Source organism: Nocardia yunnanensis (genome assembly GCF_003626895.1).
Classification (GTDB): Bacteria; Actinomycetota; Actinomycetes; order Mycobacteriales; family Mycobacteriaceae; genus Nocardia; species Nocardia yunnanensis.
In genome coordinates this window covers 868,262-882,429 of record NZ_CP032568.1, presented here as the reverse complement: position 1 = coordinate 882,429, position 14,168 = coordinate 868,262, and the positions used below count along the sequence as shown (strand labels likewise).

Genomic DNA, 14,168 nt, shown 5'->3' with positions numbered 1-14,168 from the left:
AAACTCCAAGGAATGTGAAAGTGGCCGGGGGCTATAGGAAGCCTCGACGACCGTCGAGGCGAATCAGCCTCGACAACACTCCTGGGCGCGCACGCGGAAATACACGCTGGCGAGCCTAACAGAGGCGCGCCGGGAATCAACAGGGGCTCCCGGCGACGACTGCGTCACTTTTATTCCGGCCGGTCTGTTCACGGCCGGGTGTCGGATCCGGGCCGGGCGGCCCGGCGGGCCTGATTGCGCTCGTACACCAGGCGCAGGCCGTCCAGGGTCAGATGCGGTTCGTGATGCTCGATGGTCTCGGACTCGGGCACGATCAGGGGCGCCGTCGCACCGGTCGCCACCACGGCCACATCGTCACCGGAGAAGGCCTCGATATCGCGAATCCGGTCGATCAGACCGTCCACCAGGCCCGCGAAACCGAAGATGGCGCCCGACTGCAGGCACTCCATACTGTTCTTGCCCACCACCGAACGCGGCCGGCTCAATTCCGCCCGGCGCAGCGCACTGCGGGCAATCAGCGCCTCGGTGGAAATCTCCACGCCCGGCGCGATACTGCCGCCCAGGAATTCGCCCTTGGCCGACACCAGATCCACACAGATCGCGGTGCCGAAATCCACCACGATGGCCGGCGACCGATAACGGTGATATGCCGCAAGACAATTCACGATGCGATCGGCGCCGACCTCCTTGGGATTGTCGACCAGCAACGGAATACCGGTGCGCACACCGGGTTCCACCAGCACATGCGGAACGTGACCCCAATAACGCGTCAGCATCTCGCGCAGTTCACGCAACACCGGCGGCACCGTGGACAGCGCCGAAACCCCCACCACCTGTTCGGCGTCCGCGCCGATCAGACCGCGCACCTGCAGCGCGAACTCGTCCGCAGTCAACAGCGGATTGGTGTGCGTCCGCCACTGCCGCACCAGCTTCGCGTGATCCCCACTGCCGGAGAACAGGCCCAGCTCGATGCTGGTGTTGCGGACATCGATGGTCAGCAGCATGGCCCGGCCGCTCAGGCCAGCGACAGGGTGCGCGGCGAGATCAGATCCGAACCCTCCGGGGCGTGCGCGGGATCGGCGCCCAGATCGATCGGGCGATTGCGCTCGTCCACGAAAACCACATGCGGCGCATAGTTCTTCAGCTCCTCGGCATCCATCATCCCGTAGGCGATGAGGATCACCAGATCGCCCGGGTGCACGAGATGCGCTGCGGCGCCGTTGATTCCGATCACGCCCGAACCGCGTTCGCCGGCGATCACGTAGGTCTCGAGGCGAGCCCCGTTGGTGATGTCGACAATGCTGACCTTCTCGCCCTCGAGCAGATCGGCGGCGTCGAGCAGATCCTGATCCACCGTCACCGAACCCACGTAGTGCAGATCGGCGTGAGTCACCGTGGCCCGGTGGATCTTCGACGTCATCATGGTGCGCAACATCGTCGTCGCCTCCTAGAGAGAAGCCTGGGCAGGCTGGTCGGGAACGGTGGGCAGGCCGTCGAGCGGCTTGCCGATGGATACGGGCATATTGTCGATCAGGCGGGTGCTGCCGACCCGGGCCGCGACCAGCAGGCGGGCATTGCCGGTCGGCCACTCCTCGGAGAAGTCCGCACCGCGCAGCGCCAGATAGTCGAGTTCGATCTGCGGGGCCAGCGCCAGTACTTCCGAGGCGGCGGCCAGCACGGCATCGGGGCCGCGGCCCGCGGCATGCCGACCGGCCAGCAGCGCGGCCGACAGCGTCAGGGCCGTCTCGCGCTCCTCGGGGCTGAGGTAGCGGTTGCGGGACGACTTGGCCAGGCCGTCCTCGTCACGGACCGTGGCGGCCGGGACGATCTTCACATCCATGTTCAGATCCACCACCATCTGGCGGATCAAAGCCAGCTGCTGGTAATCCTTTTCGCCGAAGAACGCCTCGTGCGGCTGGCAGATGTGGAACAGCTTCGACACCACGGTCAGCACACCCGAGAAATGGCCCGGACGGGTCGCGCCCTCGAGGATGTCGCCGAACGGACCGGCCTGCACCGTGGTGCGCGGGCCGAACGGGTACATGTCCTTGGCGCTGGGCGCGAACACCAGCTCTACGCCCTCACCGCGCAGCAGCTCCACATCCGCGTCCAGGGTGCGCGGGTACTTGTCGAGATCCTCGTTCGCGCCGAACTGCAACGGATTCACGAAGATCGACACGATGACGGTGGTGTTGGTCAGCTTCGCCAGCCGCACCAACTCCAGATGGCCCTCGTGCAGCGCGCCCATGGTCGGCACCAGCGCCACCCGCCGGCCCACCGACCGCAACGCCTTGACGACCTTCGTCATGACGGCCGGATCGTGGTGCACGGTGAGTTCGCCGCGCTTGTACGAACCGATCAGCTTCGGGTCCATCAGCGTCCTTCCAGGAGATCGAGCAGGTCGGGGTTGGGCTGGGCGCGCTCGGCCGACCGCAGCGACTGGGCGCGATAACCCGCGGCCAGCCGGGGATTCAGGGCTTCGAGGGCACTCAGATGGGCGGCCACCGCGGCCACGTCACCGCGGGCCACCGGGCCGGTCAGCGCGGCCGGGCCACGGCGCAGGGCATTGTCGAGAGCCGCCGAGGCCAGGGGCGCGAGCATGCGTTCGGCCAGGCCGTTGGGTTGATCGTCGATCACCTGCTGACCCAGCAGGCCCGGTCCGGCGAGCGCAGCCCGCAGGGCCTCCACCGCATCCACGATCAAGGTGACCAGGTGGTTGCTGCCGTGCGCGAGGGCCGCGTGATAGAGGGTGCGGTTCTCCTCCGCCACCCGCACCGGCTCGCCACCCATCTCGATCACCAGCGATTGCGCGATGGCGTAACCGATGTCGTCGGCGGCGGTGATGCCGAAGCAGGCATTGACCAGACGGGCCACATCCTCGTCATGGCCGGTGAACGTCATGGCCGGGTGGATGGCCAGCGGCAGCGCGCCCAGCGCGGTCAACGGGGCGAGAATTCCAATGCCGTTCGCACCCGAGGTGTGCGCCACGATGGTGCCGGGGCGGACCGCGTTCGCCGCCGCCAAACCGGCCACCAGAGCGGCCAATTCGCTGTCCGGCACGGCCAGGACCAGCAGTTCGCTGCGCGCGGCGACGTCCTCGGCGGGCAAAATCTGGGATTCCGGCAGGCGCGCGGCAGCACGACGCAGCGAGGCATCCGAAATCGCGGACACCCCGAATACGACATGACCGGCACGCTCGAGTGCCGCGCCCACTGCGGAGCCGACGCGTCCCGCCGACACGATTCCCACCGTCAGGCGTGCGGGCGCAGGGTCACTCCAGACATCCTTGTCCGAGGTCACTTTGTCCTCTCGAAGTTCGTTCCAGTCCCGCCTTGCGGGTACCGGACGTTACTGGGCGAGGATATCGCCGCCGATTCGCCGGAGCCACAGAGTGTGGGATAGACAACTCTCGTGACTCTCGGGGGCTTCGCCCCCGAACCCCAACGGCGACTTCGCGGGGACGGCGGGTTAGTTGGCGTTCTCGGACTTGAGGTTCGCCATGATCTCGGCGACCGAGAGGCGGTGCGTGCCTTCCGGGTCGGGGGTGTCGCCGCGGCGACGGCGACGGGCGGTGGCGCGGCCGACGGGGGTGGACGGCTGGGGGTCGGGGGTCAGGCGGGGGATGGGAGGGGCGGCGTTGGTCTTGGCTTCGCCGGTGGCCTTGCCTTCGCCGGTGGCGGTCGCTTCACCGTTGGGCTCGGCGTCGCCGTTTGTCTTGGCATCGCCGTTTGTCTTGGCGTCGCCGTTTGTCTTGGCGTCGCCGTTTGTCTTGGCGTCGCCGTTTGTCTTGGCGTCGCCGAGGTTGGTGAGGGACTCCGCGGGCCGGGAGTCGTTGGCGGGCTCCGTTTTCCGGGGCTCGGCGGCGGCCTCGGCCGCGGCGGCGGCCAGGTTGGCCTCGTAGTCCTCGCGCATGGCGTCGGTGATGATCGAGGTTTCGGCGGTGACCGGGTCGTCGAAGGGGGTCGCGAAGGCGGCAGCTTCGGGGTGGGCCGGGTCGATTTTGGGGGCCATGCGGGCGCGGGGGTCGTCGTCGTCCTCGGTCTGGTCGGGGGACGACCAGGGGTCCCACGGGTCGGCTTCCGGCCAGTTATCGTTCGCCGCCGGGGTGGCCGACTCGGGCTCGCGGCTCGGAAGTTCCTGGACGCGAACGGCATCCGCGCGCAGGGCGGGGCGTTCGAAGGGCAGGTCGCCGTCGAAGAGGCGCTGCAGGCTCTCGCGCAGGACGGTGAGTTCGGCGCGTAGCGCGGCCATTTCGGTGGCGTCGGCGCCGACCTCGTGGCGGACCCGGGTCTCGACGCCCAGTTCGTACTCGCGGCGGGCAGCAACCTCGCGCTCGAGCTGCAGTTGGTAGACCTTCTGGAGGTCACCCACTTTGGCCTTGTCGATGGCCGCTTCCCTGCGATAACGGGTGGCCGCGAGGGCTCCGATGGCGGCCGCCCACAGGGCCGCGAGCAGGCCCACCCGGATCAGGTGGACGTTGTCGCTGAAGATCAGGAAAATACTGGCAACCAGTCCGAGAAGAAGCAGAAAGCCGGTGAAGAACTTTCCCGCATCCACCCGTCGCCGACGGGAAGCACTGCTACGGGAGGGTGAAACCATGTCCGCCAGCGTAGCTTGATCTTCCGACCAGGACCCCCACCTTGGCGATCCTGCACACCAAAGAGTTAGCTAAGAAGTTGCCGCTTCATCGGGCGGGTCGATGGGCGCGCGACAGCAATACTCCAGCCACAATGCCGCCGCCGCCAGCGCCACTCCCCCGGCCAGCCCCACCACCGCACCCGACGTATCCGAGGCCGCCGCCCGCAGATCCGAGCGCTGCATGAGCAGCCACACCAGGAAACCCAGCCAGATGCCGCCCACCAGCGAACCCACCTGCGCCGACGCCTTGGCCAGCGCCACCGCGCGGGCCGCCGTGATCGGATGCAGCTGGCCCGAGCCCGGTCCGATGCCGTGATTGTCCTTACGCTGGCGAATCACGAACGCCAGCACCGCCTCCAGCAGCGCCACCGGGATCAGCGAGGCGCCGGAGAACACCGAGATCGGCGGGAACGACGAATACGCCATATCGGTGGCGACCCAGGCCACGATGGCCGCCAGCAGCACATTCGCGGACAGGTCGAGAATGCGAGTCGGCTTCACAGTGCCGGCTCCGGCACGAGGGCGTCCGGCATCACGGCGTCCAGCCCAGCGTCAGCTCGGTGCGGCGCACACCCGCCACCTCCGCGGAATCCAAGGCGGACAACCACTCTCGCAGCGACCGTGCCGCGGCGCCGGTCACCTCCAGCTCCGCGTCCGGATCCACCTCCAGCCACGGCACCAGCACGAACGCGCGATGATGCGCCTCGGGATGCGGCAGCGTCAGCACCGGATCCAGGCTGCGCACCACCACCCGGGCATCGCGGCGGCGCTGCTCGGCGAACACCAGATCCACATCCAGCGTGCGCGCACCCCAGCGCACCTCTCGCACCCGGCCGGCGGCCTGCTCCAGCTGCTGGCCCAGCCGTAGCCAGTCCGAGGGTTCCAGGGCCGGATCCTCGGCCACCAGAACGGCATTCAGATAGTCCTGCTGCGGCACGCCGCCCCAGGGCGGGGTCGAGTACACCGAGGAGACCGCGACCAGGCGCGGGCCCAGCGCCGCCACGACACTGCGCAGATGCGCCAGCCGGTCGCCCAGATTGGATCCGATGGACAGGACTACGCGGGTCACCGCTCTACTCCTCAGGCTCGCGTCGGCGGGACGTGACTACACGGACGTCTTCGAAGGTATGCGCGATCGGCGCGAACGGCTTGTGCAGCACCACTTCCACCGCGCGGATGCGGGGATCGGCCATCACGTCGTCGGCGATGTTCGACACCACGGTCTCGATCAGATCGCGGGGCTCGCCCGCCACGATCGCCACCACCTGGTCGGCCAGTTCGCCGTAGTGGACGGTGTCGGCGATGTCGTCGGATTTCGCGGCGGCCGAGAAGTCGGTCCACAGCGTGAGATCCACCACGAACTCCTGGCCGTCACGCTTCTCGAAGTCGAAGACGCCGTGGTGGCCGAAGACGCGCAGGCCGCGCAATTCGATCCGGTCCCCGGACAATTCGGTGCTCACAGGCGATTCGGTGCTCACAGATTCTCCTCCGCCGCTCGCCGGTAGCGGTCCCGCAACCGACGCGCGGCATTCGTGGTGGCGTCGACGACCGCGATGGCGTCCAGCGAGGACCGCACATCGTGCACGCGCACACCCCAGGCGCCGTGCTCGGCGGCCAGCGCCGAGATGGTGGCGGTCGCGACCTCGCGGCCGTCGGGCGGGCGCGGGCCCGCGGCATCGGCCAGCAGGCCGCCGAGGAAACGCTTGCGCGAGGCGCCGATCAGCACCGGCAGCCCGGCGTCCATCATCTCGGTCATGCGATAGAACATGCCGCCCAGCAACTCCCAGTTGTGGTCGGCGTTCTTGGCGAAACCCAGGCCGGGGTCCAGCACCAGCTGCCCGAAGTCGACGCCGCCGGCGAGCGCGAACTCGACCTGCGCGTTCAACTCCTCCCAGACCTTGGTCACCACATCGTCGTACTGCTCGGCGGGGCCGGTGTGCTCGTAGTTGGCCTCGGCCCGCCAGTGCATGAGGATCCACGGAACCCGGCTCGCCGCAACGACTTTCACCATGTTCACATCGGCGCGCCCGCCGGAGACGTCGTTGACCATGGTGACGCCCGCCTCGATGGCGGCCTCGGCCACCCGCGCGCGCATGGTGTCCACACTGGTCGGCACCCCGGCCGCGGTCAGCGCCCGAATCACCGGAACCACCCGCGCCGCTTCGGTTTCCGGGTCGATGCGCACCGCCCCGGGCCGCGTCGACTCCCCGCCCACATCGATGATGTCGGCCCCCATCTCGTACAGCTCCAGCCCGTGCGCGATGGCCAGGCCCGGATCGAGATAGCGGCCGCCGTCGGAAAACGAATCGCTGGTGACGTTCACCACGCCCATGACCACGCAGGAACGCCCCCCACGCGGTGCCAAGAGGCGCGCGGTCACCACTCCTCCCGGCTCCCGAGCGAGCCCGCCCGGAGCGACGCGCAGGGCGAATTCGACACAGCGCTCACTTCCGGAGAATCAGGTCGAGGGCCTCCGCGCGAGTCGCCGCATCGGATTGCAGGCTGCCGCGCACCGCGGAGGTGGTGGTGGAGGCGCCGGGCTTGCGGATGCCGCGCATGGCCATGCACAGGTGCTCGGCCTCGATCACCACGATCGCGCCGCGCGGATCCAGTTTGGCCATCACCGCGTCGACGATCTGGCTGGTGAGCCGCTCCTGCACCTGCGGGCGCTTGGCGTACAGGTCGACCAGGCGGGCCAGCTTCGACAGTCCCGTCACCCGGCCGTGCCGGCCCGGGATGTAGCCGACGTGCGCGACCCCGTGGAAGGCGACCAGGTGATGCTCACAGGTCGAGTACATGGGGATGTCGCGGACCAGCACCAGTTCCTGATGGCCCTCGTCGAAGGTGGTGTTGAGCACCTCGGCCGGATCGGTGAACAGCCCGGCGAACATCTCGCGGTAGGCCCGCGCCACCCGCGCCGGAGTGTCGGCGAGCCCGGGACGATCCGGGTCCTCACCGACCGCGAGCAGCAGTTCGCGCACAGCGTTCTCGGCACGATCCTGATCGAAGGCACGGCCGGTCTGCAGCGCGATCGGGCCGGACACGACGGTGTTGTTGGTGGCCGACAATCGACACCTCCTGTGTTGACTTGCCGCACATTGCAATCGCGGCCTGGACGCGGTCGCCGACCACTCGGGCGGGCTCGGCCGCGGGGCATCCGCCCTGCTGCCGAGCCCGGCCGAGCCGGGCCGCGAACCCCACGAGCCTATCGGGACCGCGGTCAGCGACGACCGTTCGGTCCGTCCCAACCGTTCTTGTCGTCCTCGTCATTCCCGGACGCCGGCGGCGCGGCCGGATACTCGGGCTGCCCGTAGCCCGGCTGGTACTGGCCACCGCCCGGCTGATAGCGCTGATTGCCCGCGGGCGCCCAGCCGCCGTACGCCCCGCGCGGCTGCGGAGCCTGATCGTCGTCCTGCGGCGGCCAGCCCGGCGCCGACCAACCGGCCGGAGCGCCGTAATCCGGACGCGAACCGTGCGTCGGCGCGCCACCGCGCGGGTAGGACGGCGCCTGCGGCAGCGGGTAGCCCTGCGGCGCGGGAGCCGCCGGGTAGCCGCCGTATTGCGGGGCGCCGCCGTAGACCGGTTCGGGATGACCGTTGGCGGGCTGCGCCACCGGGCGCAGGTTCTCCTCCTCCGGCCACGGCTCGCCGCGCTCGGCGGCCAGTTCGCGCGGCGTCTTCACCGGCGGGCGGTCGGAGGGGGTGCGATCGCCGAAATCGTTGAAAGCCGTGATGCGCGGCCGCTTTTCGACGGTCGACAGCACGGTCTCGAGATCCTTGCGGTGCAGGGTCTCGCGTTCCAGCAGCGCGGTGGCCAGGGAGTCGAGTTCGTCGCGGTAGTCGTTGAGCACCGCCCACGCCTCGGTGTGCGCGGCCTCGATGAGGTTGCGCACCTCCTCGTCGATCTCGCGGGCCACCTCGTGCGAGTAGTCCGAGCCGGTGCCCATGGACCGGCCCAGGAACGGGTCGCCCTGCTCCTGGCCGTAGCGGACCGCGCCCAGGCGGGCGCTCATGCCGTACTCGGTGACCATGGCCCGGGCGATCTTGGTGGCCTGGTCGATATCGGACGAGGCGCCCGTGGTCGGCTCGTGGAACACCAGCTCCTCGGCCGCGCGACCGCCCATGGCCATGACCAGGCGGGCGATCATCTCCGAGCGGGTCATCAGGCCCTTGTCGTCCTCGGGCACGGTCATGGCGTGGCCGCCGGTGCGGCCGCGAGCCAGGATGGTGACCTTGTAGACGGGCTCGATATCGGGCATCGCCCAGGCGGCCAGCGTGTGGCCGGCCTCGTGGTAGGCGGTGATCTTCTTCTCGTGCTCGCTGATCACCCGCGACTTGCGACGCGGACCGCCGATGACGCGGTCGACCGATTCCTCCAGTGCCGCACCGGTGATCACGTTGCCGTGCTCGCGCGCGGTGAGCAGCGCGGCCTCGTTGATGACGTTCGCCAGATCCGCGCCGGACATGCCGACGGTCCGCTTGGCCAGACCCTCGAGGTCGGCGTCGGGCGAGATCGGCTTGCCCTTGGAGTGCACCTGCAGAATCGCGCGGCGGCCGTTGAGGTCGGGATTGCCGACCGGGATCTGCCGGTCGAAACGGCCGGGACGCAGCAGCGCCGGATCCAGGATGTCGGGACGGTTGGTGGCCGCCATGATGATCACGCCGGTGCGCTCGCCGAAGCCGTCCATCTCCACCAGCAGCTGGTTGAGCGTCTGCTCGCGCTCGTCGTGACCGCCACCGAGACCCGCGCCACGCTGCCGGCCGACCGCGTCGATCTCGTCCACGAAGATGATGCAGGGACTGTTCTGCTTGGCCTGATCGAACAGATCACGCACGCGCGAGGCGCCGACGCCGACGAACATCTCGACGAAGTCCGAACCGGAGATGGTGAAGAACGGCACGCCCGCCTCACCGGCAACGGCCTTGGCCAGCAACGTCTTTCCGGTGCCGGGGGGACCGTAGAGCAGCACGCCCTTGGGGATCTTCGCGCCCAGCGCCTGATACCGCGCCGGGTTCTGCAGGAAGTCCTTGATCTCGTAGAGCTCTTCGATCGCCTCGTCGGCGCCGGCCACATCCTGGAACGTGGTCTTGGGCATGTCCTTGGACAGCAGCTTGGCCTTCGACTTGCCGAAGCCCATCATGCCGCCGCGGCCGCCGCCCTGCATGCGCGCCATCACGAAGATGAACAGGCCCAGCAGCACCACCATGGGCAGCATGAACAGCAGAATCTGGCTCAGCCAGGAGTCCTGCTTGACCGTGGTGTTGACCTTGGCGCCGGAATCCTGCGCGGCCTTGAACACCTGCGCGGACACCTCACCGCCGCCGGGGTATTTGGAGATGAGCTTGGTCTCGCCCTTGGTGGCATCGTTGCCGTTCTTCAGCGTGATGCGCAGTTGCTGTTCTTTGTCGTCGATCTGGACGGACTCGACATTGTTCTTGTCCTGGAGCTGGGACAGCGCCACCGAGGTATCGACGCTATGCCAGCCGCGCGTGTCGTTGCTGAAATAGCTGACCAACCAGATCACGAGCAAAAAGCCCGCGACTATGGCCAGGTTGCGGAACACAGTCTTGCGGTTCATAGAGCGTCGGCCGGCGGCCAGTCCTTTCCGGGGGGTGTATCCGGTTTGCCTGCGATGCTTGTGTGGCACGCCCGTTCCGGCGAACGGATGCGGACATGCCACGTTACCGCGTACGGTCTAGTCGATACATCGCGCAGTTCGGCTGCTGGTGCAGTTCAACAGGTAAACGGCTGGAGAACGCGGGTGGTTCCCCGACCATCAGCGGCAACACATCGGGTCGATCACCCCCTGGTGTCGGACCGAGTGGTCACAATCATGGCATGGTCGTCCTATCGTGAGCGACGACACAACAGAGCGCAGGGGGTATGGACATAGTCGAGCTACGGACACCCACGGCGATTGTGCGTCACGGTAACGGGCGGTTGACGGTACTGCGACCCGGAACGGACGGCGAGCGCGTGCTCGACGTGCCGGTGAGCGACCTGCTGAAGGTGCGTTTGAACCGGCGCGCCGATGACGCCGTCGTCATCGAGATCTATCTGCGCTATCCCACCCCGGTCCTGACCGGAGTCCCCGCCGACCGCACCCCGCTGCCGGTGCTCATCGCCGAACACGATGTGCCCGCCGCCACCGTCATCGTCGAGCGGATCAACAATCAGATCCTGGCCACCCAGCGGCTGGACGTGGCCGCTCCCGACCTGACCCCGCCCGCACCCTCCTGGGGTCGCACCGGGCCCGCCCGCGCCGATGTGGATCGCGCGGTGCGGCGCATGGCGCCCAAACGCGATGCCAAACCGGCCGTGGCGGCCCTGCAGCGGTATGTCACGGCCGACGAATACGTGCTGGAGGCGGCGCTGGTCAGCGCGCGGCCGCCCGCGCCCCGGGGGACCGGGCTGCTGGCCGTCACCACCACCCGGCTGATCTTCGTCTCGCTCGGCGCGGGCAAGCGTTTCGCCCACGAACTGCCGATCGCGACCCTGCTGTGGGCGCGCACCACCGACGAGGCCGACACCGTCGGCGGCGAATACGGGGTCGAGGTCAGCGACGGCAATCTGACCTGGCAATTCTCCGGCACCGATCGGGCCGATACCGATCGGGTCACGGGCGCTTTGAATTTCGCGATCCAGCGCGAGGTGGCCGACGGCGCGGCCGGGCCCGCCGATCCTGGCGTGTCGAAGCTGTATTCGGAATGGGAGCTGTTGGTCGAGCGGCATTCGCTCGGCATGGTCGACGACGCGCAGTTCCAGCGGTACGGGCGCGGAATTCTGCGGTCGCTGCCGGACTAGGCGCCGAGAATGGTTGGGGGCCAAGCCCCCAACCCTCCGCCGCTATTCCTCCGGCTGCAGGGTGATGCGCCGCCACGGGCTGGTCGGGCGCATCCACAGGCGCAGCAGTTCCATGCGCCGATCCACGCCACCCGACTTCAGTTCCGCGAGGTCCTCGCACGCCTGCCAATACGTCCAGCCGGCCAGGTAGGCGTCGCCGAACTGCCGCCAGTTGCGGTACTTGCGCTGGGCCGGGGGCAGCGCGCGCATGAGGTAGTCCCAGGCGACGTCCGCGTCGAGATAGCCGGCCGTGTAGGCCATGCGGGCCACGGCGACCACGCGGGCCAGATCCCAGGCCTGGATATCGGTGGGCAGCGGCCGGACCAGATGGTCGGTGAGGCCGAGTTTGATGGCCTGCGACCAGATGTCGTAGTCGCGAACCAGCGCCTCGGGATTCTCCATGCCTCGGAAGGACCCGACCTGCCGCAGAAAGGCGCGATGCCGGTCGGCGCGCTCGCCGAAGCGGTCGCGTTCAGGGGAGTTGATGGCGGCCGTGACGAGTGGATGCACCAGTGCGTAGAGGGGGCCGTGCATGCCGTCGAGGAGTTGTTCCATCGACGCCATGGCCTCGGTGCCGTCGGTGATGCCCCAGGCGCCGGTCAAGGTGTCGATGGCGAGTTCCCGGCGATCACCCAGCGGATGCTCGCGTTCGGGACCCAGCAGCAGCGCGTCGTGGAAGGCGTCCCAGCGGGCGGAGTAGAAGCCGCCGAGCGAGAGGGCGCGCAGTTCGTCGTCGGAGACCTGCGCACCGGACCAATGGTCGTCCTCGCGCTGGTCCAGCTCCGGGTAGGGGAAAGTGGTCAGCGTAGGAACGTCACGGGCGGGCATATACGGAGTCTATTTGCCTCCGCTTCGCTACGGCTGGTTCACGGCCCGGAAGTCTCGATTCTTTGCGTCTTTCATTGCCCCATCGCACTTTTGCGCAATTGTCTGAATTTCGCCCTGTCACGGCGGGTAATCGGGCGCTAACCTCTGGGGGCATGAGTGGGAACATCACCCTGCTGCGCGGGCTGACGCCGGCTGCCACGGAGCAGGAAATCTACGCCGCCGCACAGGAATACGTGCGCAAGGTCGGCGGAGTCTCGGGTCTGACGACCACGACCAAGGCGGCCGTGGACAAGGCGGTCGCGGCGATCGCCGCCGCCACCACGCAATTGCTCGCGGAATTGCCGGAACGCCGGGCGTCGGAGGGCGACGCGCCGGTGCGTCGCCGCCATCGGGAATCGGTCACCGAAGAGGCGAGCTGAGACGCGGGTTCACACCCCGTAGACCGCTACGCAGTCCAGCGCGATCTCCAGCCGCGCGCCGCGCTGGTCGAGCGAGTGACCGAGTAGTTCCTCTATGCGCTGAATCCGGTATCGCACCGTGTTCTTGTGCACGCCCAGCAGTTTCGCGGCCGCGTCCGGACTGCGGCGGGCGCGCAGATAGGCGTGCAGGGTCTCCCGCAGCCGCGCCGACTGCGCATCGGGCGCGGCCAGCGCGCCCAGTTCCCGATCGACGAGGGCCCGCATGGCCGTCTCGTCCGCTCCCGCCAGGTAGGCGACCTCCACCGCCGCGTAGGGCAGCACCCGCGGCAGACGCGGGCGGGCACGCTCGGCGACCTGCCGGGCGGCGACGGCCTCGCGGTGACTGCCCCGGAAGCCGGCGGTGTGCGCGGCGGGCAGGCCGACGGCCACCCGCACCGGCGCGTCCACCGACCACGCCGGGTCGCTCGCGTCGGGTGGTTCACCGTCCACGCCGATCCACGCCCACAGCGCCGACGCCCCCGCGGGCACGGTGAGCAGGCTGCCGTTGCCCAGCGCCGCGGCATAACGCGCGACGATCCGATCCAGCAGCCCGACGGTCTCACCCGCGACGGGACTTCTGTGCGCTTCCGCGGCGCCGTCCCTCAGCACCCCGGTGCCGTCCAGGAGCGCTGCCGCGCCGGCGTCCGGGAAGGGCGGAGTGGCGTCCTCGTCGGTCCACAGCACCAGCGCCAGATGCCGCTGGGTGAGCCGGTAGCCGAGCCGGGCCGACGCGGTCTCGGCGTCCACCTCCGCGCCGTCGAGCAGGGTGCGCACGATTTCGGCGCGCTGGGTGAAGGCCGCGCGCAGGCCGCGTTCGCGTTCGGCCATGTAGGTGTCGGTGAGGGTCTCGACCGAGGTGCTGACCCACCGGGTGGTGCGGTCGAAAAGCCGCAGCAATACCGATCTTTCGATCTCCGGCGGCAGTTGGCGCTGTTCGAGCACCTCGGTCATGTAGTCGATGACCGCCTCCTGCCCGAGGTGGTAGACGCGCAGCAGCAGCCGCACGTCGTACCCGCGCCGGGCGAGCGTGCGCGCGAAGGCGTGCGCCTCCTCGGGCACCGGATAGTGGAAGCGGTCCTGGGTGAGGCCGCTGAGCACCTCGACCGCGTGGGCGCGGCTGCTGGCGGCGAGGTCGCGGCGCATATCGCGGTCGCGCAGTTCCGGGATGCGGGCGATGATCGCGTCGTCGAGGCGGGTGACGACCTGTTCGAGGGTCTCGGCGGGCAGGGTCTCGGCGACGAAGTCGGCGATCCACTGCCGGATCTCCGAGCTATTGACCGTCGTCGCCACGGCGGACCTCCCCAGTTGTACTCGAAGCACAAAATAGGCTCGAACAATTGACCCAATTAGCCAAGCATCGGCCCTCGAAATTGTGTCACGATCATAGTCCAGTGAGCTGCA

At 68.7% G+C, this 14,168-nt stretch carries 15 protein-coding genes; 2 read left to right on the top strand and 13 right to left on the bottom strand.

The features are described from left to right. Positions 1-188 precede the first annotated feature (188 nt). From D7D52_RS04145 to ftsH, 11 genes are all read right to left on the bottom strand, one after another. Entirely contained in the window at positions 189-1,004 is an 816-nt protein-coding gene (locus D7D52_RS04145; protein ID WP_120735130.1) for a type III pantothenate kinase, read from the bottom strand. A gap of 11 nt (positions 1,005-1,015) precedes the next feature. Next, positions 1,016-1,435 carry an aspartate 1-decarboxylase gene (panD, locus tag D7D52_RS04140; protein WP_120735129.1) on the bottom strand — a complete coding sequence of 140 codons (420 nt, stop codon included), beginning with the start codon at positions 1,433-1,435 and terminating at the stop codon, positions 1,016-1,018. Between the two features lie 12 nt (positions 1,436-1,447). Continuing rightward, positions 1,448-2,374, bottom strand: a complete 927-nt coding sequence (gene panC / locus D7D52_RS04135; protein WP_120735128.1) for a pantoate--beta-alanine ligase — start codon at positions 2,372-2,374, stop codon at positions 1,448-1,450. Next, on the bottom strand, positions 2,374-3,300 hold the full coding sequence (locus D7D52_RS04130; protein WP_120735127.1) for a Rossmann-like and DUF2520 domain-containing protein: 927 nt from the start codon (positions 3,298-3,300) through the stop codon (positions 2,374-2,376). The genes panC and D7D52_RS04130 overlap by 1 nt, the downstream gene beginning before the upstream one ends. A 168-nt stretch (positions 3,301-3,468) precedes the next feature. Beyond that, on the bottom strand, positions 3,469-4,599 hold the full coding sequence (locus D7D52_RS04125) for a DUF6779 domain-containing protein (protein WP_120735126.1): 1,131 nt from the start codon (positions 4,597-4,599) through the stop codon (positions 3,469-3,471). Positions 4,600-4,668: 69 nt separating this feature from the next. Continuing rightward, on the bottom strand, positions 4,669-5,139 hold the full coding sequence (locus D7D52_RS04120; protein ID WP_187703109.1) for a DUF3180 domain-containing protein: 471 nt from the start codon (positions 5,137-5,139) through the stop codon (positions 4,669-4,671). 31 nt (positions 5,140-5,170) lie between these two features. Next, a complete protein-coding gene (folK, locus tag D7D52_RS04115; protein ID WP_120735125.1) occupies positions 5,171-5,707 on the bottom strand; it encodes a 2-amino-4-hydroxy-6-hydroxymethyldihydropteridine diphosphokinase in 537 nt (178 codons plus the stop codon). Between the two features lie 4 nt (positions 5,708-5,711). After that, positions 5,712-6,116: a dihydroneopterin aldolase gene (folB, locus tag D7D52_RS04110; protein ID WP_246023632.1), complete on the bottom strand. Its 405-nt coding sequence runs from the start codon at positions 6,114-6,116 to the stop codon at positions 5,712-5,714. After that, the gene (gene folP / locus D7D52_RS04105) at positions 6,113-6,970 is read right to left on the bottom strand and encodes a dihydropteroate synthase (RefSeq protein ID WP_120735124.1); all 858 of its coding nucleotides are present in this window, start codon (positions 6,968-6,970) and stop codon (positions 6,113-6,115) included. Before folP ends, folB begins: the two co-directional genes overlap by 4 nt. Before the next feature lie 112 nt (positions 6,971-7,082). Continuing rightward, positions 7,083-7,706: a GTP cyclohydrolase I FolE gene (folE, locus tag D7D52_RS04100; protein WP_187703108.1), complete on the bottom strand. Its 624-nt coding sequence runs from the start codon at positions 7,704-7,706 to the stop codon at positions 7,083-7,085. Between the two features lie 152 nt (positions 7,707-7,858). Beyond that, positions 7,859-10,216 (bottom strand): ATP-dependent zinc metalloprotease FtsH, encoded by a 2,358-nt coding sequence (ftsH, locus tag D7D52_RS04095; RefSeq protein ID WP_120735122.1) that lies wholly within the window; start codon positions 10,214-10,216, stop codon positions 7,859-7,861. Positions 10,217-10,578: 362 nt separating this feature from the next. Here ftsH and D7D52_RS04090 point away from each other — a divergent pair, with 362 nt between their 5' ends. Continuing rightward, on the top strand, positions 10,579-11,442 hold the full coding sequence (locus D7D52_RS04090) for a hypothetical protein (protein WP_246023631.1): 864 nt from the start codon (positions 10,579-10,581) through the stop codon (positions 11,440-11,442). 42 nt (positions 11,443-11,484) lie between these two features. Here D7D52_RS04090 and D7D52_RS04085 read toward each other — a convergent pair whose 3' ends face one another. Next, entirely contained in the window at positions 11,485-12,309 is an 825-nt protein-coding gene (locus D7D52_RS04085) for a DUF1266 domain-containing protein (protein ID WP_120735120.1), read from the bottom strand. Between the two features lie 152 nt (positions 12,310-12,461). Here D7D52_RS04085 and D7D52_RS04080 point away from each other — a divergent pair, with 152 nt between their 5' ends. Beyond that, the gene (locus tag D7D52_RS04080) at positions 12,462-12,728 is read left to right on the top strand and encodes a DUF2277 family protein (RefSeq protein WP_120735119.1); all 267 of its coding nucleotides are present in this window, start codon (positions 12,462-12,464) and stop codon (positions 12,726-12,728) included. A 9-nt stretch (positions 12,729-12,737) separates the two neighbouring features. Here D7D52_RS04080 and D7D52_RS04075 read toward each other — a convergent pair whose 3' ends face one another. Then, positions 12,738-14,057 (bottom strand): PucR family transcriptional regulator, encoded by a 1,320-nt coding sequence (locus D7D52_RS04075; RefSeq protein WP_246023630.1) that lies wholly within the window; start codon positions 14,055-14,057, stop codon positions 12,738-12,740. Positions 14,058-14,168 lie beyond the last annotated feature (111 nt).